The organism is Enterococcus sp. AAFC-DPL-5182 (genome assembly GCF_058216605.1).
Genome location: NZ_CM177101.1, coordinates 823,845 through 845,361, shown reverse-complemented (window position 1 = coordinate 845,361; position 21,517 = coordinate 823,845). Strand labels below are relative to the sequence as shown.

18 protein-coding genes and 1 other annotated feature are annotated in these 21,517 nt (G+C 36.2%); of the genes, 6 read left to right on the top strand and 12 right to left on the bottom strand.

Annotation, left to right across the window (positions count from 1 at the left end):
* Positions 1-95 precede the first annotated feature (95 nt).
* Entirely contained in the window at positions 96-1,862 is a 1,767-nt protein-coding gene (efrB, locus tag AC4BB7_RS03840) for a multidrug efflux ABC transporter subunit EfrB (RefSeq protein WP_086315631.1), read from the bottom strand.
* Positions 1,859-3,589 (bottom strand): ABC transporter ATP-binding protein, encoded by a 1,731-nt coding sequence (locus AC4BB7_RS03835; protein WP_490484486.1) that lies wholly within the window; start codon positions 3,587-3,589, stop codon positions 1,859-1,861. The genes efrB and AC4BB7_RS03835 overlap by 4 nt, the downstream gene beginning before the upstream one ends.
* A gap of 193 nt (positions 3,590-3,782) precedes the next feature.
* Here AC4BB7_RS03835 and AC4BB7_RS03830 point away from each other — a divergent pair, with 193 nt between their 5' ends.
* The 3 genes from AC4BB7_RS03830 (at position 3,783) to rnjA (ending at position 6,349) form a co-directional block, all read left to right on the top strand.
* Positions 3,783-4,172 carry a YbaN family protein gene (locus AC4BB7_RS03830; protein ID WP_490484485.1) on the top strand — a complete coding sequence of 130 codons (390 nt, stop codon included), beginning with the start codon at positions 3,783-3,785 and terminating at the stop codon, positions 4,170-4,172.
* Between the two features lie 292 nt (positions 4,173-4,464).
* Positions 4,465-4,677 carry a DNA-directed RNA polymerase subunit epsilon gene (locus tag AC4BB7_RS03825; RefSeq protein ID WP_086315628.1) on the top strand — a complete coding sequence of 71 codons (213 nt, stop codon included), beginning with the start codon at positions 4,465-4,467 and terminating at the stop codon, positions 4,675-4,677.
* 1 nt (position 4,678) lies between these two features.
* Positions 4,679-6,349 carry a ribonuclease J1 gene (rnjA, locus tag AC4BB7_RS03820; protein ID WP_490484484.1) on the top strand — a complete coding sequence of 557 codons (1,671 nt, stop codon included), beginning with the start codon at positions 4,679-4,681 and terminating at the stop codon, positions 6,347-6,349.
* Positions 6,350-6,403: 54 nt separating this feature from the next.
* On the opposite strand, the gene AC4BB7_RS03815 is transcribed toward rnjA, so the two are convergent.
* Positions 6,404-6,853, bottom strand: coding sequence for a universal stress protein (locus AC4BB7_RS03815; protein ID WP_086315626.1), 450 nt, complete (start codon positions 6,851-6,853; stop codon positions 6,404-6,406).
* A 177-nt stretch (positions 6,854-7,030) separates the two neighbouring features.
* Here AC4BB7_RS03815 and AC4BB7_RS03810 point away from each other — a divergent pair, with 177 nt between their 5' ends.
* On the top strand, positions 7,031-7,180 hold the full coding sequence (locus AC4BB7_RS03810; RefSeq protein ID WP_086315625.1) for a hypothetical protein: 150 nt from the start codon (positions 7,031-7,033) through the stop codon (positions 7,178-7,180).
* Between the two features lie 334 nt (positions 7,181-7,514).
* Here the strand turns inward: AC4BB7_RS03810 and AC4BB7_RS03805 are convergent, their stop codons facing one another.
* From AC4BB7_RS03805 to AC4BB7_RS03790, 4 genes are all read right to left on the bottom strand, one after another.
* Positions 7,515-7,715 (bottom strand): cold-shock protein, encoded by a 201-nt coding sequence (locus AC4BB7_RS03805; RefSeq protein WP_010760372.1) that lies wholly within the window; start codon positions 7,713-7,715, stop codon positions 7,515-7,517.
* 147 nt (positions 7,716-7,862) lie between these two features.
* Positions 7,863-8,531 carry a RadC family protein gene (radC, locus tag AC4BB7_RS03800; protein ID WP_170923067.1) on the bottom strand — a complete coding sequence of 223 codons (669 nt, stop codon included), beginning with the start codon at positions 8,529-8,531 and terminating at the stop codon, positions 7,863-7,865.
* 87 nt (positions 8,532-8,618) lie between these two features.
* Positions 8,619-9,281: an HAD family hydrolase gene (locus AC4BB7_RS03795; RefSeq protein WP_170923055.1), complete on the bottom strand. Its 663-nt coding sequence runs from the start codon at positions 9,279-9,281 to the stop codon at positions 8,619-8,621.
* 205 nt (positions 9,282-9,486) lie between these two features.
* Complete coding sequence (locus AC4BB7_RS03790; protein ID WP_490484483.1) at positions 9,487-10,812, bottom strand: bifunctional folylpolyglutamate synthase/dihydrofolate synthase; 1,326 nt, start codon at positions 10,810-10,812, stop codon at positions 9,487-9,489.
* Between the two features lie 364 nt (positions 10,813-11,176).
* Between AC4BB7_RS03790 and AC4BB7_RS03785 the strand changes: the two genes are divergently transcribed.
* Together AC4BB7_RS03785 and AC4BB7_RS03780 are read left to right on the top strand one after the other, a co-directional pair.
* A complete protein-coding gene (locus AC4BB7_RS03785; RefSeq protein WP_490484482.1) occupies positions 11,177-13,744 on the top strand; it encodes a YfhO family protein in 2,568 nt (855 codons plus the stop codon).
* A gap of 21 nt (positions 13,745-13,765) precedes the next feature.
* The gene (locus AC4BB7_RS03780; protein ID WP_086315619.1) at positions 13,766-14,359 is read left to right on the top strand and encodes a TVP38/TMEM64 family protein; all 594 of its coding nucleotides are present in this window, start codon (positions 13,766-13,768) and stop codon (positions 14,357-14,359) included.
* A 258-nt stretch (positions 14,360-14,617) separates the two neighbouring features.
* On the opposite strand, the gene AC4BB7_RS03775 is transcribed toward AC4BB7_RS03780, so the two are convergent.
* The 5 genes from AC4BB7_RS03775 to AC4BB7_RS03755 form a co-directional block, all read right to left on the bottom strand.
* Complete coding sequence (locus tag AC4BB7_RS03775; protein ID WP_490484481.1) at positions 14,618-17,263, bottom strand: valine--tRNA ligase; 2,646 nt, start codon at positions 17,261-17,263, stop codon at positions 14,618-14,620.
* A gap of 151 nt (positions 17,264-17,414) precedes the next feature.
* Positions 17,415-17,634, bottom strand: a binding site (T-box leader).
* A gap of 44 nt (positions 17,635-17,678) precedes the next feature.
* Positions 17,679-18,170, bottom strand: coding sequence for a thiol peroxidase (tpx, locus tag AC4BB7_RS03770; protein WP_490484480.1), 492 nt, complete (start codon positions 18,168-18,170; stop codon positions 17,679-17,681).
* Between the two features lie 105 nt (positions 18,171-18,275).
* Positions 18,276-18,929, bottom strand: a complete 654-nt coding sequence (locus tag AC4BB7_RS03765) for a redox-sensing transcriptional repressor Rex (protein ID WP_086315616.1) — start codon at positions 18,927-18,929, stop codon at positions 18,276-18,278.
* 155 nt (positions 18,930-19,084) lie between these two features.
* Positions 19,085-20,290 (bottom strand): tRNA uracil 4-sulfurtransferase ThiI, encoded by a 1,206-nt coding sequence (thiI, locus tag AC4BB7_RS03760; RefSeq protein WP_490484479.1) that lies wholly within the window; start codon positions 20,288-20,290, stop codon positions 19,085-19,087.
* 43 nt (positions 20,291-20,333) lie between these two features.
* Positions 20,334-21,482, bottom strand: coding sequence for a cysteine desulfurase family protein (locus AC4BB7_RS03755; protein ID WP_490484478.1), 1,149 nt, complete (start codon positions 21,480-21,482; stop codon positions 20,334-20,336).
* Positions 21,483-21,517: the final 35 nt, after the last annotated feature.

Here is a 21,517-nt window from a genome sequence, read left to right as displayed (position 1 = left end):
ATTAAACTTAAATACTTCACTAGATACGCTTTTTAAAATTTTAATTGCACAAAAAAGGAAAGACGCCCAATCGGCTTGTCTTTCCTTTAGAGTTATTAATCGTAATCGCCATCTTCAGCAAATTGGCTGTTATACAGTTTTTCATAAAAGCCGCCTTGCTCTAATAGCTCATTATGTGTCCCTTTTTCAATGATTTCACCTTGATTCATTACGAGAATCAAATCGGCTTCACGAATAGTCGATAGGCGGTGAGCGATCACAAAACTTGTGCGTCCTTCCATCACTCGCTCCATCGCTTTTTGGATCAAGGCTTCTAAACGAGTGTCAACAGAACTTGTTGCTTCATCAAGAATCAAAATCCTTGGATCAGAAATCACTGCTCTAGCAATCGTCAGTAATTGTTTTTGTCCTAGAGAAACGTTATCTCCTTCAGAATTGATTTCCATCTCATAGCCATCTGGCATCGTGCGGATAAAGTGGTCAACATTGGCTGTCTTAGCCGCATCAACAACTTCATAATCTGTCGCATCTAACTTACCAAAACGAATATTGTCGGCAATCGTTCCTTCATATAACCATGCATCCTGTAAGACCATCCCGAAGACTGAACGAACATCACTTCTATCCATCGTCTTCGTATCAATACCATCGATTTTGATCGCCCCTTCAGTCACATCATAAAAACGCATCAATAAGTTGATCAATGTTGTTTTCCCTGCGCCAGTTGGACCAACAATAGCAACCGTTTGTCCTGCTTGAACCTCAAAATTCAAATTTCTAATCAATGGTTTTGCAGGATCATAACTAAAGCTGACATTATCAAAGTGAACGGCCCCCTGCACATTTTCTGGCAATGGAACATCGTGTTCATTTAATTCCTCTTCTGGCTCATCTAAAATTTCAAACACACGTGTCGTTGCCGCTGAAGCACTTTGTAATGCAGCAGACAATTGTGTGATATTTCCCATTGGTTGGCTGATCTGCCAAATGTATTGAATGAATGCCTGCAGTTGACCAACAACGATGACACCCGTTATAACATAGTAGCTTCCTAAAACTGCCATACCAATATAAGCACTATACGCTGTCATCTGAACCAATGGAAGCATCAATCCAGAAATAAAGGCCGCTTTAAATCCAAAATTATTTAAGTTGTGATTGACTTTTTTAAAGCCATCTAACGTTTCTTTTTCTCGACCATACAATTTTAACACGCTAAAACCAGTCATATTTTCTTGAACATAACCATTTAAATTCCCTAGCGCATTTTGCATCCCTTGGAAATATTTCTGTGAAATCCCAACGATCGTTTTAGATATCAATAAAGATAATGGAATCATCACAATCGAAATCAGCGCCATCAGCCAGTTGATATAAAACATCATGACAACGGCCATCACGATCCCAAGAATAGCCGAAACAATGTTGATAAAACTCTGCTGCATGGCATTACTAACAGCATCAACATCATTCGTGACGCGAGACAAAATATTTCCCTGTTGATTTTTATCAAAATATGAAACAGGTAAACGATTGATTTTTTCATCAATATCCCGACGTAAATCACGCATAGAATGTTGAACAACTGATGCCATCAAATACCCAGATAAAAATTGTGCTGCACAATAACCTAATCCAACAACTAATATCCAAATCAAACACTGAATAATATATGAATAGTTCAGGCCCTCACCTGCTGCAACATTATTACTGATCTCCGTAATAGGCAGGCCTGAAACATACGGCAAAGCTGCATTAAAAGCAACAGTCAAAATCGTGAAAATAACGACTAAGATAAAGGTACCTTTATAAGGTCCAATATATCTACCTAAGCGTCTAATGGAAGAAAGTGCGTTTTTCATGCTAATTCCTCCTCTGACAATTGAGAAGCAGCAATATCATAATAGATAGGGCAATTCTCAAGTAATTCACGATGGGTACCGATGCCAACGACATCCCCTTCATTTAACACAATGATCTTATCGGCATGCATAATTGTTCCTACACGCTGTGCTACGATCAAAACAGTGGATTCTGTTGTTTCCTTTTTCAAACGTGCTCTTAAATTCGCATCAGTTTGATAATCTAGTGCTGAAAAACTATCATCAAATATATAAACTTCTGGACGACGAATGACCGCTCTGGCAATCGCCAAACGTTGTTTTTGACCACCAGAGAAGTTTGTTCCGCCTTCTGAAAGAAGTTCATCATATCCATCAGGTTTTTGTGAAATAAACTCAGTTGCTTGGGCAATATCTGCTGCTAATTCCATTTCTTCTATTGTTGCATCTTCTTTACCATAGCGCATATTTTCTGCGATCGTTCCAGTAAACAATAATGCTTTTTGTGGAATATAGCCGATTTTATTGCGTAATGTACTTAGTTTATAATCACGTACATCTACTCCATCCAGTAACACTTGTCCTTCAGAAACATCATAAAAGCGCGGAATCAACTGGATCAATGTAGATTTTCCACTACCAGTACTACCGATAAAGGCCACTGTTTCTCCTGGCGAAGCTGTAAAGCTCACATCTCGAATAACAGGACTTTCTGAGTGTCCAGGATAAGCGAATGTTACATTTTTAAATTCTAAATACCCTTTTGTCTCAGTTTCAGTGATGCCTGCTTCATTTTCACGAATCACAGGTTCCATATCAAATGCTTCTTGAATACGACGAGCTGAAACAGCTGCACGAGGATACATCATGAAGACACTTGCAAATAACATAAACGAAAATAGTGCATGGAAAATGTATTCAATAAAGGCAATCAAATCTCCAACTAATAAGCTGCCTTGATCGATTTGCAGTGCACCATTCCAAATAATCAAGACCATGACGATATTAAATAAGAAGAAAAATCCTGGTTGGGCTGCTGCCATCAAACGGAAAAGACTCTTAGAACTTTTCGTATAGTCTTCATTCACTTTGCTAAAACGGCTTTCTTCGAATTTTTCGTTTACAAACGCACGAATCACTCGCAAACCAGAAAGATTCTCTCTTAAAATCCCATTGATTCCATCTAAGTTTTTTTGCTGTTTATTCGACAAAGGTTCAGATATTTTAGCAATCACAACTACTGCTGCTAAAAGAAACGGCAATGCGCCTAGAACAAACCAGCCTAATGAGGGACTTGTCCGCATAACCATATATAAACTGACAAAAAACATCATCGGTGTCATAAAGCCTATTCGTAAAATATTTCCCATAAACAACATGATTTGATAGGCATCATTTGTCGTTCTTGTAATGAGTGAAGAAACACCTATTGTTTCATATTCACGATGAGAAAAAGTCTGAACTTTTTCAAATAGATCATCTCGAATATCGCGTACAATATTTGTTGTCATTCGTGCGCCAAAATAACCTAACATGATATTCATTGCTACACCAATGACCGTGATCACAATCATCAACAAACCTTGTTGTTTTACATAATCATAATCATTGTTTTTGATTCCAACATCGATCATTCGTGCCAAAATCGTTGGTAATCCTAGTTCTATCAATATAAATCCAAAAACACAAATGAAATCTAAAAATAATAATTTCTTATATCTCATCGTGTAACGCCACATCAATTTCAATCAATCATCTCCTATTCCAATTTTTGACCCAGTGCTTTCACTATAGCATAAAACCAATAGCTAGGTAAATTATATTTAAACGAAAAACATACTTTTCACTCGAATCATCAACTGGACTATTTTTACTATGGTATAATGAGAATTACTTTAATTTTCACACTAAATATAAAATGAAAGTGATGGGATCGAAGCAATGAAAAAAATACTTTATATTTCTTTAGGTTGTCTCACATTTGGATTAGGGACAATAGGAATATTTCTGCCAATTTTGCCTACAACGATTTTTTATATCTTAACGGCATTTTTCTGGATGCGCAGCTCTGATTATTTATATACGAAGTTTATCAACTCAACTTATTATCAAAAATACATTCAAGAATCCATTGTTGAAAAGAAAATCACGCCTTTAGGTCGCGTAAAATTATTTACAACTTTATTTATTATTTTCGCAATTCCTTGTATTATTGTAGGTAATCCGTTCATGACAACTACATTAGCACTTGTTTTTTTGGCACATCTGATCGGTCTTAATTTGTATTTTAATAAAAAGAAAATTCCTCCTTTAAATGAACCAAATGAATAATAAGGTTTTCGTTAAAGTCACAAGTCTGTTTCTATACTTATTCACTATTTTATGATAAAATACGTTTAATTGTTGTACAGCACAACACAATGAACGGTTGAAAGAAAGTACAGTTTCCATAAAACAAGTAAAGTGAAGCAAAGTCGAGGCTTCATTTCATCATCAACATCTGTTTTTGATGTCAATTGTTTTTAAGGTGGACAGCCACCTCATTTTGTTGTGTTCAAAATTACAGTAAGAAATTTATAAAAATAAATAATTAACTGCTCTGGCAGATAAAGGAGAAAAAACAATGATATATAAAGTTTATTATCAAGAAACAAAAACAAGAAACCCAAAAAGAGAAGATACAAAATCTATTTACGTTGAAGCCGAAAGTGATGTTATTGTGCGACAACAAGTAGAAGAAAATACCCCATATAATATTGAATACATTCAAGCGCTGGATGAAAATCATCTTGCTTATGAGCAAGAACATGCGGAATTCTCTTTAACGGAGTTTTAATATGAAAGTAAATATAAAAAACAATGAGACTGGCGTTTTTGCGATAGGCGGTTTAGGCGAAATCGGGAAAAACACTTATGGGGTTCAATTTCAAGATGAGATCATCATTATTGATGCTGGAATCAAGTTTCCAGAAGATGATTTACTTGGGATCGACTATGTTATTCCGGATTACAGCTATATCGTTCAAAATCTGCACAAAGTCAAAGCGTTAGTCATCACGCATGGACATGAAGATCATATTGGTGGTGTACCTTACTTATTGCGTCAAGCCAATATCCCTATTTATGCTGGACCGTTAGCATTAGCTTTGATCACTAATAAATTGGATGAACATGGTTTATTACGTGATGCTGAGTTACATGAAATCAATGAAGATACAGTCATTCGTTTCCGTAAAACTGCTATCAGCTTTTTCAGAACCACACATAGTATTCCTGATGCGCTAGGTGTAGTCGTTAAGACACCTTCTGGTAATATTGTTGCAACAGGAGATTTTAAGTTTGACTTTACACCCGTTGGTGAACCAGCAAACTTGCACCGCATGGCAAAATTAGGGGAAGAAGGCGTCTTGTGTCTACTTTCAGATAGTACAAATGCGGAAATTCCAACGTTTACTAAATCAGAAAAAACCATTGGTTCTTCTATTTTAAAGATTTTTGAAAAAATCGAGGGAAGAATCATCTTTGCTAGTTTTGCTTCAAATATTTTTCGTCTGCAACAAGCAGCAGACGCTGCCGTTGCAACTGGACGAAAAATTGCAGTATTCGGACGTAGTATGGAAAATGCGATTGTTAACGGCGAACATTTAGGCTATATCAATGTGCCAAAAGGAACATTTGTAGATGCCAGTGAGCTGAATCAACTTCCTGCTGGAGAAACAATGATCTTATGTACCGGTTCTCAAGGAGAACCAATGGCGGCCTTGAGTCGAATTGCAAACGGTACTCATCGTCAGATTTCAGTACAGCCTGGAGATACAGTGATTTTCTCAAGTTCACCGATCCCTGGTAATACAACGAGTGTTAACCGTCTGATCAACTTGCTTTCAGAAGCAGGTGCTGAAGTTATTCATGGAAAAATCAATAATATCCATACTTCTGGTCACGGTGGCCAAGAAGAACAAAAATTAATGTTGAGCTTAATGAAGCCTAAATATTTTGTACCAGTACATGGTGAATTTAGAATGCTGAAAATCCATGCCTCACTTGCACAAGATGTTGGTGTGCCAGCAGACAATTGTTTCATTATGGAAAACGGTGATGTTCTGGCTTTAACAGCAGATGATGCTCGTATCGCTGGACACTTCAACGCCAATGATGTTTATGTTGATGGTAATGGTGTCGGTGATATCGGTAATGTTGTGTTGCGTGATCGCCGCATTCTTTCTGAAGAAGGTTTAGTTTTAGCTGTGGCTACTGTAGATATTAAGAATAAAGAAATTCTAGCAGGTCCAGATATTTTATCTCGCGGATTTGTCTACATGAGAGAATCAGGTGAAATGATTCATGAAGGACAACGTTTATTATTCAATGCGATTCGTGAAGCCTTACGTGATGAGAATTGCACAGAAGCGAAATTGTGTGATGCTATCTCAACTGCATTACAACCTTTCCTATTTGAAAAAACAGAACGTCATCCAATGATTTTACCAATGATCATGACTTCATAAGTTTGAATATAAAGAAGCAACTGACAAAAAATCTGTCAGTTGCTTCTTTTATTTCTATACTACATTGTTTACAACTAAAACGTTGGCCTTCGTATGGTTAACAACATAAGAAGTCGTTGAACCCACCATCAATCTTTCAAACCCATTTAAACCAGTTCTGCCGATTACAATTAAGTCGATTGGTTCTTTTGACTCTGTAAAATCAGCAATCAACGTTTTCGGATAGCCATACATAACGTATGTGAAAACTTGAGATACTCCTTTTTCAAGAGCTTTTGACTCTCTTTTTTTCATTTCTTCTTCTTCTCTTGTACGAAGATCTTCCATTAGCGTTCCCATTGACATTGTTAGTTCGCCAAAATAATTGCCCATTTCTTCAATGACAGATAAAATGTGCAATGTTGCACCATTTCGTTTAGCGATTTTTACTGCCTCTTGAAATGCTTTTTCAGATTGATCCGAACCATCTACAGCTACTAAAATATTCTTATACGACTCTCCCATGGTAAAAACCTCCTTCTTTATTAATTATATTATACTACTTAAAAGGGCTTTCATCAAAAATACTGCTGAGGGTAAAACTTTCCTCTTTACACTTCTGACAAGCCATGTTATAGTAATCATGGAATTTCGTTATCAGATATCGTTGCCTTTCAGAAGAATCAAGAAAGGAGAATTATTATGACATTTGGTAATAAAGTATTAAAATACCGTGTAGCACTTGATACAAAGAAAAATTTGTTTATGGCCATCGATGCAAATGACCAAGCAAATGTAGCTTATGGTATCACGATTACACAAGCAGTAAAAGAATTGAAAAAATCTATTTAAGGAGTTATCAACCTAAATGAGCGATTCAAGTTCTAATACGATTTAAAGGCGTCTAGTGAATGTTAATCACAGATGCCTTTTTTGTTATTTTCATTTTTAAACGTTTCTCATATTATATTTTTGGATCTAAATCATTATCAGACTCATGACTAACAATTCAAAACCAAACAGCGCTAAAAGAATTATTCAACAAGTTTATCACCACTTATAGAAAAATATAAGGAGAGACTACCTTAGAAACAAAATAAAAGACCACTTTCTTCTTAACAAATACAATCATCCCAACATAAAAAAACACCTAGCAAATTTGCTAAGTGTTTTGGAATGGATTAAATTAGTTTTTTACAACGTTAACTGCTTGAGGTCCACGATCTGAATCTTCAACGTCGAAGCTTACTGATTGGCCTTCTTCGATTGTTTTGAATCCTTCACCTTGAATCGCTGAGAAATGTACGAATACATCGCTACCATCTTCGCGAGAGATAAATCCAAATCCTTTTTCTGCGTTAAACCATTTTACTGTTCCTTGTTCCATTCTTTGTTCCTCCTCGTGCTTAAGCACTAAATATTGTAACATTGCCCGTGTACGATAGAGGGTTTTAAAATTAAAACTTCTATATTGTCCCAAACAAGATTACACATACATTGTACATGCGAACCCTTATTTTTGCAAGAAATCTAGTTAATCTGAAGCAAAAAAATTTTCCTCCCGCATACTGATGTAGACTTGTTCTCCGATGATGATATGGTCTAACACTTCGATACCCATCATTTTTCCACATTCCTGCATTCTTTGCGTGAATAGGATATCACTTTCAGATGGAGTTGGATTGCCAGATGGATGATTGTGTGCAAGGATCAAACGAGCTGCAGAATATTTCACCGCACTACGAAAGATTTCTCTTGGATGGGCAACACTCTGGTTCAGTGACCCTTTAAAAACAGTCTCTTGTTTAATAACTTCATTCTTAGTATTTAGATATAAACAGACCAAATGCTCTTGTTGAAAATCTTGTAATTCATAGATCAAATTTTGAGCAATTTGATAGCTAGAAGAAACTTTTCCCAGTTTCAGCTGCGTACTTTGCTGGATTCGATAACCAAATTCAATAGCAGCTCTTAATTCAATGGCTTTGATGCGACCAATTCCCTTGATTTCCATCATTTCAGTAAGTGTAGCATTTTTCAATTCGTATAAGTGATTGAAATAATTCAAGAATTTAGAAGCCACCTCCATCACATTTGTATTCTTCGACCCAGTTCTTAATAAAATCGCCAATAGTTCTTGATTTGATAAAGCCTTCTCCCCTACGATCTCTAGACGCTCACGAGGCAAACAATCTTCGGGCATTTCCCTAATAAATAGTTTTTCTTCTTTAAGCAAAAAAATCACTCCTTTACATGCTTCTAATAAAAGATACGCAAAGGAGTGAGAATGTTATTTTTTTAAATAGGCTGGTACTTGGGTCAAACTTTCAAAAATTTCTAAGGTTTTTTCTTTGATTTCATTCGTTGGAGCTAGTAAATCTGGAACCATAATCACGGGAATCCCTGCAGCATCAGCTGCCGTTACACCATGAAATGAATCTTCAAAAATCAAGGTATTATCCGCTTTTGTTCCAAGATTAGCGAGAGCTTTTTGGAATATTTCTGGATCAGGTTTTGCTCGAGTCACATCTTCTGCCGAAACAATTCCTGAAAAGCGTTCCTTGATTCCAGCACCATCTAGCAATAATTCAATTGCTGGACGAACATTACTCGAAGCAACGATTCTCGGAATTTCTTCTTGCTCAAGAAAATCAAGCAACTCCAAAACACCTTCTTTTAATGGAACTTCACCTGATTCAAACACTTGATACGTATCGTCATATGAGCGTTGGATAAACTCATCTACTTTTTCTTTCCCAAAATCTTGGTAGATCCGATGATAATTTTCTTGTACTTCTTCATCTGATACTCCTAAAAACTCCAAATAAACTTCTTTGCTGTATGGAAAATTCATCGCATCCGCTATTTTTTGTGTTGATTGATAATAAATCAGTTCCGTATCAAATAATAACCCATCCATATCAAAAATTACGCCATCAATTTTTTTCATCATTTCCTCCTTGTATAATCTTTAATGAACAACAGTTTTTATAACGCTTTTGTACTTTCCAATCTCTAGTAGTGTTGGAAGCAATGCTTCATTTAGTGCTTAGTAACATCTCTTGTCATACGACAAGTAATCACTTGAGCTGTTGGCATCACCTCATTTCTTCGTTGTGTATCTTAGCATGTTTCATATCAAAAGCGAAGTTGACTCGTTAAAGCGAACTTGCATTATTAGAACCTAAATTCAACAACAATTCCCGTACTTGAGAAACAAAATAAAGTGATCCCGTAACTAACATCAAATCATCTGCTGACATTTTTTCTAAAATCTCACCCAAACCAAATTGCCATAGTGAAACGATTTCCGTCTTATTATCTTCAAAATGTTCCATTTTTGTTAATTCGATTGCTCTAGGATAATCAAAGGTTGTCAAACATAAATGGACATTGGGTACTTTTCTTAAGATGGCAATCATTTGATCGATATTTTTTGACGATAACGCTGAAAATAAAATATGGATATCTCGATTTGGAAATTCTTTTTTCAAGTTTTCAGCCAAACGACGCATTGCATGGTCATTATGAGCACCATCTAAAATAATCAAGGGTTCATCACTGATTTTTTCCATTCGAGCAGGCCATTGCGCTTGAGCTAAGCCATGATAAACATCTCTATCAGAAAAATTGATTTGCTGTATCTCACAATAAAGATAAAACAACTGAATGGCGACAGCGGCATTTTCCACTTGATGGCGACCTAACAAGGGAACTTTGATTTTAGGTAGCTTGCCTGCTTCACCATAAAAATCAAAAACCTCTCCCCAGTTTTTATCTGGATGCCGATATTCTGCTTTGTAGTCTTTTTCATAACGATACAATCTGCTATGTTTTTCTCTGGCAACTTCATCGATCACTGCAAAGGCTTCTTCACCAATATTTCCAGTTACAACTGGAATTGTTTCTTTGATGATCCCGGCTTTTTGAAAAGCGATCTTTTCAAGAGTATCACCCAAAATTTCTGTATGGTCTTTTCCAATTGTTGTAATCGCCGTTAACATTGGTTTTACTACATTGGTACTATCTAATAAGCCACCGAGTCCAACTTCAACGATTGCAATATCGACTTTTTCATCTAAAAAGTAGTCAAGCGCCATTGCAGTTAGAGTCTCAAATTCAGTAATGCCTGCACTCTCAGTTTGCTGATCCATCTCTTTGATCAACTCTTGATATTTTTCTACATACTGAATGATATGATTGTCCGAAATTCCCTGTCCATTGATTGCAATTCGTTCGTTAAAGTGCTCGATATAAGGAGAAGTAAAGGTTCCTACCTTTAGTCCTAATTCTTCTAACATACATCTTAAGTAAGTTACTGTAGACCCTTTTCCATTTGTTCCTGCAATATGGATCGTTGGAACTTTTTCCTCAGGGTTACCAACTCTTTTCAATAATGCTTCTACTCGATCAAGTCCTGGTCTAGAACCAAAAGGCAGTCTACTATGAATCCAATCGATCGCTTCTTCTATCGTTAATGACATCTTATCAACTCCTCGTTATCTATTATATCGAAAGCTGAGTTGCTTTTCACTAATTAACGACTTTAATTCCATAAATGATCTATTCTATAAAAATAAGTAAACAAATGACGCAACTCTTTTAAATAAAAACAACTGTGATAAAATAAACAAGACTATATGTACGAAGTGACTACCGATTCTTTTGCATCACTACCTGATCCCGTGATAGACTAGAATCTTAGAGGTCGGTACTAACACTTTCTCATACATAGATAATTCTCAAAAATAGTATTTGTTGCAGGTAGTTCGTTTGATTTTCCATAATTGATTGGACCTTTATCCTAAAACAGTTACAAATCATTAGAATAGAGGAGCAGTATAAAATATGTCAAAAATAAAAAAAACATTATTGATCAGCGGGAGTTTTTTGATTCCATTCTTGTTGCTGATCATACTATGGTCGATTTTAGGTTTAGCACCTTTCGGAAATAACAATCTCTTAGTCAGTGACTTAGGGACACAATATATGCCTTTTTTAAGTTTATTTAAGCAGTTTTTTCAAGGCGAGACTTATTCTCTTTATTCCTTTTCTGATGCGCTAGGTGGAACGATTTTACCTTTAAGTGCGTATTATTTATTAAGTCCTTTCAATATTTTGGTATTACTTTTTTCATATGAACAACTTCCGATCGCAATTTTATTGATCATCACGCTAAAAATTTCACTTATGGGGAGTTCGATGTTTTACTATCTTCAAAAAACATATCGACACTCAACTAGTTCTACCTTGCTTTTTTCGACTTCATATAGTCTGTGCGGCTTTGTGACGGTTTATTGTTTAAATTTTATGTGGTTAGATGCACTGATTTTACTTCCCTTACTTGTCCTAGGAATCCAACACTTATGGGATCATAAAAAATACGGACTGTATTCGGCATCCTTATTTCTATCGATCGTAACGAATTATTATATGGGCTACATGCTCTGCATCTTCGCTGTATGTTACAGCCTTTATTGGTACTATCAAAAAACAGAGTCATCTAAAAAGAAATCCATTTGGCAATTTATTAAAGACGGTCGTTTGTTCTTCGTTACGTCTTTTCTTACAGGGATCAGCACAAGTTTTATTTTGATTCCAGCCGTAGAAGGAATGTTGGCAACAAAAAAGACCAACTTTGACTTGGAAACCTTTTTGCCTACGCCCAATTTTGGATTAAACTTTCTTTCGCAGTTAGGTCTTGGCAGTGTTAATTTTGAATGGCGTTTAGAACATTTACCAACGATTTTTTCTGGTATCTTGATGGTTTTACTTTTCATCGCCTTTTTCCAACTGACGACAATTTCTAGAAAAGAAAAACTTGGAGCAGGCTTTCTGATTGGTTTTATTTTCTTGAGTTTCTGGCTAGAACTAGTGAATACGATTTGGCATATGTTTCAAAGTCCTGCGGGATTTCCGTATAGAAATACCTTTATCTTTAGCTTCTTGATGATTAAATTTGCTTATGAAGCGTTTCTTAAATTGAAGGAAGGTGCAACTTTACGTCTCATTGTGCCACTACTTTTCTCTTTATTTTTGATTGTCGGGTATGTTTCTCTAAAGTTTTCAAAAGAAAAAGTCTTTCTGTTATCGGACGATTACTTTATTATTAGCTTACTTATCATTTGGTTGATTTATGGTTTAGTTGTCTTGATTCAAAAAATGCAGGGAAGAAACAGAAAAAGTATTTATGTACTATTATTTTTAGTGGTCTGTTCTGAATTAGTCTTTAATTTTTGGATCAGTTTTAAAGATATTCCATTTGGTGATCAAGAAAAATTTGCGCAAACTTATCGAATTCAAGATGAGATCATTTCTGATTTGAAAAAAGAAGAAGCAAGTTTATTTCGTATAAAACAAACAATTGATTCTGATACTGCTGGCTATAATGAGAAAAATAACGGCTACAATAATCCAATTTTATATGGCTATGCAGGGGTTTCAAGTTATACTTCTACTTTAGATGCTAAAACGCAAGATACACTACATGCTTTAGGTTTATATCAAAAAAATGATCGTAGAATTGCTTACGTAGATGAATCCAAAGTAATCAACTTACTTTTAAATGTGAATTATCAACTGACGCCTGAAATAAAAACACATCAAGAAAATCGTTCAACTGATCCTTCTACCAATGTTTATGAAAATGATGAAGCAATTGGGATCGGATTTTTAGTCCCTCAGGAATTTGCTGACCTTAAACTAGCGAACAATCAACCGTTGAAAAATCAAGAAAATATTTTACAACAAATTCAAAAAAATACGCAAAATTATTTTCAAGAAACAAAAAAAATAGCTTGGACAGCTCATGAGGATCAGAATTATACACTCACTACAAAAACAACAGCAAATGGCGAACTCTACCTTTATGCACCAGAAATCAATTGGGAGAAGATCACTTCATTTAAAGTAAATGGTGAAAAAATCCAACCTGCAGTTTATATCGCAACAAATCAATTATTTAATCTTGGTTACTTCAAAAAAGATGACGTTGTTGAATTACAACTTGAATCTGAAAAAGAGCTTGAAGATAACACACTCGAATTAAGAAGCTTAAAACAAGAATCGTTTCACTCATTTATCACCAAACAAAAGTCTCAAGCAATCCAACTTAAAGAAGAAGTCTCAGGTACATTGACTGGAGAAATCACCGTAGCAGAACCAGACAATTCATTACTTTACTTAGCGATTCCATATGACAAAAATTGGCAGATCACAGTTGATGGTAAAAAAGTCCAAGCGAGATCCGTTTTAGGCAATTTCACAGGTATTGAATTAACTTCTGGAGAACATCAAATTACGATGCATTACCGGCAACGGAATTTTATTATCGGAGTTTTGATTAGCATTTCTGTTCTTTTGGGCGTATTATTTTATCAACTACTAAAACGTTTCATACGACCAAAATCAGCCTAACAGTGAGAGGAAACTGCGTACATGGGAAGAAGAATTCTGAAACGAATTATCTATGCACTACCTATTATAGGAGTTATTTGTTTTACTGGTCTAGTACTTTACGGTTATTATAAAGGTATTTTTCATTCTGTTCAGTCTTTGCAGGATTTTATGAAACAGTTTGGCGAATATGCTGTGTTGATTTTTATCTTTTTGCAAATAGTCCAAGTCATTGTGCCGATTCTTCCTGGTGGTATCTCGACATTAGTGGGCATGCTGATGTTTGGGAGTATTCCTGGATTGATCTATAGTTATATTGGTTTGATGATCGGTGATGTTATCGTCTACTGGTTGGCGCGATATTATGGTAAACCATTTGCTCAACTTATACTTTCTAAAAAGCGTTATTTAAAATTCGAAAGAATGTTAGATCGCCCTGAAAAAGGGATTAAGAAGTTGATGATTGTTACGTTGTTGATTCCTTTTGCACCAGATGATTTGACCTGTTTGGTTGCGGGACTTGCTGAACTTCCATTTAAAGAATATATGAAAATTTTAGTTATCTTTAAATTTTGGTCGGTTGGAACTTACGGATATGCTTTGTGGTTCTTGTTTAATCATTTTTTGATTAGTTGAACTAAATAAACAAGGGGCTGGGACATAACTCTTCGAGTTATATCTCAGCCCCTTAAAATCCGAATAAACAGTGGTCAAGAAACAGCTACTACGTTACACTTCGATCACATCAACTTTTAAGTGCTAAATCACAAAAATTTGAAAAACACCGATTAGGAATCATTCAACATCGGAATTAAAAAATCCGTGTTTCTTGTCATTTTCGTGAATTCCTTCTTACTTCTCGGAACTAGACGCTTTTCTCTCAACTTCTTGTTTTCAATTCACTGTACGAAGTTGTGCAATTCGTTCTTTCACAACGACTTGTTTTTCTAAATAATCTTTCTCTTTTGCTTTCTCAGCTTCCACAACATCATCCGGCGCATTCGAAACGAAACGTTCATTCGCTAATTTCCCTTGCACACGTTTAACTTCCTTCGTCCATTTCTCTAACTCTTTCTCTAGACGTGCAATTTCTTCTTCCACGTTGATCAAACCAGCTAATGGTAAATATAGCTCTGCTCCTGTTAAAACAGCTGACATCGCTAATTCTGGCGCAATAATATCACTTGAAATCGTCAACTCTTCTGGATTACAGAAGCGCTCGATATAATTTGTGTTTTCGATCAAGAATTTATCCACTGCTTCATCATTTGTTTTGATTAGCAATGTGATTGGTTTAGACAGTGGTGTATTCACTTCTGCGCGAATATTACGCACTGCGCGAATCACTTCTTTTAAAACTTCCATCCCGCGAGCAGCTGTTTCATCCGAAAATTCTTCATGAACAACAGGATAATCAGCAACAACTAAGGATACACCTTGATGCGGAATATTTTCCCAGATTTCTTCTGTCACAAACGGCATGATTGGGTGTAATAGACGTAAAATTTGGTCTAGTGTGTGTACCAAAATACTACGAGTTGTTTGTTTCGCAGGTTCATTTTCGCCGTAAAGGATTTCTTTACTCATTTCGATATACCAATCACAGAAATCATCCCAGATAAAGTTATATAATTGACGACCTGCTTCACCAAATTCAAAACGATCGAATAAGTCTGTCACACGCGCAACTGTTTCATTTAGGCGTGTCAAAATCCAGCGATCTGCCACAGTTTTCTCACCATTAAAATCAATATCTTCATAGGACATACCTTCAACATTCATGATCACAAAACGACTAGCATTCCAGATTTTATTGATAAAGTTCCAAGATGCATCCATTTTTTCATAGCTGAAACGCATATCTTGACCTGGTGTAGAACCGTTTGACATAAACCAACGCAATGCGTCTGCTCCGTATTTATCGATCACTTCCATTGGATCAATTCCGTTACCTAAAGATTTACTCATTTTACGTCCGTCTTCTGCTCTGATCAGCCCATGCATCAAAACATTTTTAAATGGCGCTTTTTCAGTAAACTCTAAGCTTTGGAACATCATACGGCTCACCCAGAAGAAGATGATATCATAACCGGTTACTAATGTACTTGTTGGGAAATAACGCTGATAATCAGCTGCTTCTTCATCAGGCCAGCCCATTGTTGAAAATGGCCATAATGCAGAACTAAACCATGTATCTAGTACATCTGAATCTTGTGTCCAATTTTCTATATCAGCTGGTGCTTCCATGCCAACGTACATTTCACCTGTTTGTTTATGGTACCAAGCTGGAATTTGATGTCCCCACCATAATTGGCGTGAGATTACCCAATCGTGAACATTTTCCATCCAACGTAAGAATGTTTGGTTAAAGCGTGGTGGATAAAATTCTACTGCATCTTCTGTGTCTTGATTTTTGATGGCTTTTTCAGCAAGCGGCGCCATTTTAACGAACCATTGTGTGGATAAACGAGGTTCAACAACTACACCCGTACGTTCTGAATGTCCAACGCTGTGATTCATGGTTTCAATTTTGATCAAGCGACCCATTTCTTTTAGATCAGAAACAATCAATTTACGTGCTGCGAAACGATCCATACCTGCATATTTGCCAGCTAAATCATTCATCGATCCGTCTTCGTTCATGACGTTTACACGAGGTAAATCATGACGATTACCTACTTCAAAGTCATTCGGGTCATGAGCTGGTGTGATTTTTACCACACCTGTTCCAAATTCCATATCTACATATTCATCAGCAATGATCGGAATTTCTTTGTCTACTAAAGGGAGTGTAACAGTTTTTCCGATAATCGCTTGGTACCGTTCATCTTCTGGATGAACAGCTATCGCAGTATCGCCTAACATGGTTTCAGGACGAGTCGTTGCGATTTCCACAACGCCTGTACCATCTGTCAGTGGATAACTCATATGGTAAAACGCACCTTCGATATCTTTGTGGATAACTTCGATATCAGATAAAGCTGTTTTCGCTTTTGGATCCCAGTTGATGATATACTCACCACGATAGATCAAATCTTTTTCATATAAAGAAACAAAGACTTTGCGGACAGCTTCTGACAAGCCTTCATCTAAAGTGAAACGTTCACGGCTATAATCTAAGGAAAGACCCATTTTTGCCCATTGTTCACGGATATGAGAAGCATATTCTTCTTTCCAATCCCAGACTTGCTCTACAAATTTTTCACGACCTAAATCGTAACGGGAAATATCTTGTTCTGCTAATTTTTCTTCTACTTTCGCTTGTGTTGCAATACCAGCGTGATCCATACCAGGTAACCATAATGTATCAAAGCCTTGCATTCTTTTTTGGCGAATGATCATATCTTGTAACGTCGTATCCCAAGCATGACCTAAATGTAATTTTCCCGTAACGTTTGGCGGCGGAATTACGATAGAATATGGTTTTGCTTCTTTATTACCGTTTGGTTTAAATAAATCTTGATCCAGCCATTTTTGATAGCGTCCTTGTTCAACTTCTGTGGGTTGGTATTTTGTCGGCAGATTTTTTTCTTCTGTCATACAAGTTCCTTCTTTCTGTTTTTAATTTAAATGAATGCTGAAGCAACACACTAAGGTGACAATGCTTCTTATCAGTCGCCTTGTACTGTTCAACATCAGATTGCTTCACAATCTGTGATGAACATGAAAAAAGCCCTAAAATACTTTCGTATTTTAGGGCGTATAAACATTATACGCGGTACCACCTAAATTGTGTCTGAAAAATCAGACACCGCTTCATTCGTGAGGTAACGATCACTACTCGAATCATCTACTACATTCAAATCATTGACTCCCAAGCTACCTTCTTACTGGTTATGTGAAAATCTTCCACCAAATGATTTTCTCTCTAGGACGATGCCAGTAATACTCCTCTTGATCATGGTCTTTGGTTTATTTTAACATTGATATTGAATATAAGTCAATTTGAAAAAAATTAACGAGCTGCTTTTACCTTCTCCAATGCAGTACCATAATCAGGCTCTTCCGCAATTTCTTTAGAAATTGCTTCATAAACAATTTTACCGTCTTTATCGATCACAAAAATACCACGAGCTAATCGTCCCATTGCAGGAATAAATAAGCCGTATGCTTCTCCAAATGTTCCTTCGGTATCATGTAAAATTTCCATATCAACACCTTCAGCTGCACACCAATTTGCTTGCTCATCTTTTGTATTATTAGAAATCGTAATAAATTTTACACCTTCTACTTTAGCAGCTTCTTCGTTGAAACGTTTAGTTTGTAGAGAACATATTCTAGTATCAATATCAGGAACAACACTAATCAAGACTGGAGTACCAGTGAACTCACTTAGATTCACTACTTCGTCATTTAAATTTTTTAATGAAAAATTTGGCGCTTTCACTCCTACTTCAGGTTGTGTACCGATAATTTCTACTTCTTCACCTTTTTTTGTTACTATCATTATTTTCCCTCCTAAATTAAAAAAATGTAACGAGTTCGCCATTACAGCTAAACATCCTATGTTAAGTATAGAGGAAGGAACGATAGAAGACAAAGTTCTTGCCTTCTATACATTTTTATGTGGGAAAGTTTCATCAAAGTAAATCAATGTTTGCAACTCTGTTGTCAAATCGATATATTGAACGTTCACATTATTCGGAACAGTTACTCGATCTGGAGCAAAGTTTAAAATCGCTGTAATGCCAGCATCAACGATTTTATCAATCGCCTCTTGCGCAAATTGACTTGGTACAGTTGAAATCGCAACAGTCACACCTGTTTTTTTGACTTCTTCAGCTAGATTTTCCATTGGTTGGATAATTATATCATCAACTGATAGTCCAACAAGCTCTTCTTCTATATCAAACGCACAAACAATATTCAAGTTTTCATTTCTTCTGAAATTATTTTTGACCAACGCTTTTCCTAAGTTACCACAACCAATCAATGCAATTCGCTTTTCTTCTTGGGTATTTAAAATATGACTAAAAACTTCGATCAAGTATGGCACATCATAACCATAGCCACTCCGTCCCAATTCACCTAAGTGAGAAAAATCACGACGAATAGTTGCAGGCGGCACTTGAATGACATCACTAAATTCTTTTGATTTAATTCTCGTCACACCTGAATCTCCTAACATTTTCAAATAACGTAAGTACAATGGTAAGCGCCTTGCTGTAGCTTTTGGCATTGTTTTTTCTTTATGTAATTCTTTCATTTTCCAACCTCCTTGTTACTTAATTCACATATATAGTTTAGCATGCTTGAAGATACTCAGCAACTTGTTTGTGAAAAAAATAGCAGATATTAGAAAAACCTAATAAATAAAAAAGAACAGATTCGATAGCGTTATCAAGTCTGTTCTTTCAACTTTTATAGTAAATCGGAAAATTCTTCGTCGTATTCACTTGATTCAGTTATTTCACTAACTTTCAATCCAGCCATTGAGCGAGCCATTAATCCTTCTATATCTAATCGAGCTTCATAAGCTTGCGCTTTATCTAATTTTGGTCTCGTTTTAGGTTGAGGGGGTGCAAAAATTGTACAGCAATCTTCAAATGGTTGGATTGCTAATTCAAAGGTATCGATTTTTTCAGCAATCTCAATGATTTCGCCTTTATCCATCGAAACAACTGGGCGAATAATCGGAGTTGTGGTCACTTCGTTGATGGCGACCATACTTTGCAGCGTTTGTGAAGCCACTTGTCCCAGTGATTCTCCATTGATAATGACTAAGCCTTTTCTTTGTTCCCGAATCGCATCAGTCAAGCGTAACATCATTCGACGTGTCACAGTCATTAGATATCCTTCTGGCACAACTCGTTTGATTTCTTCTTGAATTTCAGTAAATGGTACTTCGATAAATTGGATACTGCCAGCATAAGGCGCGATTTTAGCAGCTAAATCTTTCGCTTTTTGCAGTGCTTGTTCACTGGTATACGGTGGGCTAGCGAAATGAACAGCTTCCACTTCTACGCCGCGTTTCATCGATAAGTATCCTGCAACAGGTGAATCGATTCCGCCAGAAAGCATCAACATGCCACGACCACTAGTTCCAACTGGCAAACCACCAGCACCACGAATCGTTTCATATGAAAGATAGGCACCTTCATTGCGGATTTCTACCCGAATATTGATATCTGGTTTCTTCATTTGTACAGAAATTTCTGGAAAAACCTCAAAAACTGCTCCGCCTAGTTCACGGTTTAATTCATTTGAATCCAATTCAAAACTATGATCAGAGCGTTTAGAAGTAATTTTAAATGTTTGACCTGGCTTATAAGCAGATTTGATGATTGTTTGAACCATTTCTCGAATTGCCGGCATTGTTTTTTCTACCCGAACACTAGGAGAAAAGTTTTGGATACCAAAGACTTTTTCTAATTTAGGCAAAATTTGTGCGCTGTCTTCACCATTTAGCAGTAAGTGCATTCGATCGCGGTCAGCATGGATTTTTACTGCTGGAAAATCACCAAGTACTCTTTTAACGTTTTGTGCAAGTTGGGAAATGAATGACTTTCTATTCTTTCCTTTAGTTGAAAGTTCACCGTAGCGAACCATAATTTCAGTATAATTCAATATGTTTCAATCCTTTTCTGTGAAGCTTGATTTTTTGATTCTTCTAGCCATTTATTAGCGAGAATTTTTTATAGAGTTGATTAAAGATAATCATAAATTGTTCGGCTTCTGCAATGGTATTACTTTCATCTAAGCTGACTCGAATAGCCGATGTTGCTAAGGAATCAGGGACCTTCATTGCATGTAACGTACTGCTAGCTAATTTTTTACGACTAGAACAAGCACTAGTTGTTGAGGTATAAATTTGTTTTTCCTCTAAGGCATGTACTAAGACTTCTCCACGAATCCCTTTTAAAGCAAAACATAAAATATGAGGAGCAAAGTCCGTGGTTCCCTTTGAGAAAACTGTCACGTTAGGATATTCTTGCAGTGCTTCGATCAGATAGCGACGAATGGTTGCAGTATGCTCAGGTTTATCTGCTTTCTTATCCATATATAGACGTAAAGCTTTCGCCATAGAAACGATTCCAGCAACATTTTCCGTACTGCTTCTTTGATTACTTTCTTGACCGCCACCATTTAATAATGGTTGCAGTTTACGTCCATGTTTCCAATAAATAAAACCAACACCTCTAGGCCCATGAAATTTATGAGCAGAAAAGGTTGCGAAATCCACACGCGGTGTCAACCATTTTTCCTGTTCGACTTTACTGATTGCTTGAACCGCATCTACATGAAAATGAATAGTTGGATAATCTGCTAAGCAATCACTAATTGCTTGAATGGGTTGAATCGAACCTATTTCATTATTAACAGCCATGATCGAAACTAAAATCGTATCTTTGCGAATCAGTTTGGCTAGTTCATCCACTCTCACAAATCCACGTTCATCAACAGGGGCTATTGAAATTTCAAAGCCATTTTCTGCTAATTGCCCCGCTGTTTCAGCAACAGCTGGATGCTCAATATTTGAAATAATGATATGACGACCAAATGTTTGTTTTTCTAAAGCAGTTCCTTTTAATACCCAATTATCGCCTTCTGTTCCTCCGCTTGTAAAATAAATCTCATTTGATTTCACTTGAATCAGATCCGCGATTTGCTTACGTGACTGTTCTAACAGTCGACTTGCTTGATTACCCAAATCATGTAAACTAGACGGGTTGCCAATAATACGTTGGCTTACTTTTATATAAGTATCTAAAGCTTGAGGATAAATCGGTGTTGTTGCACTGTTATCAAAATATATCATCTAAAAAACCTTCTTCTTTTGAAATTCTTTCCTAT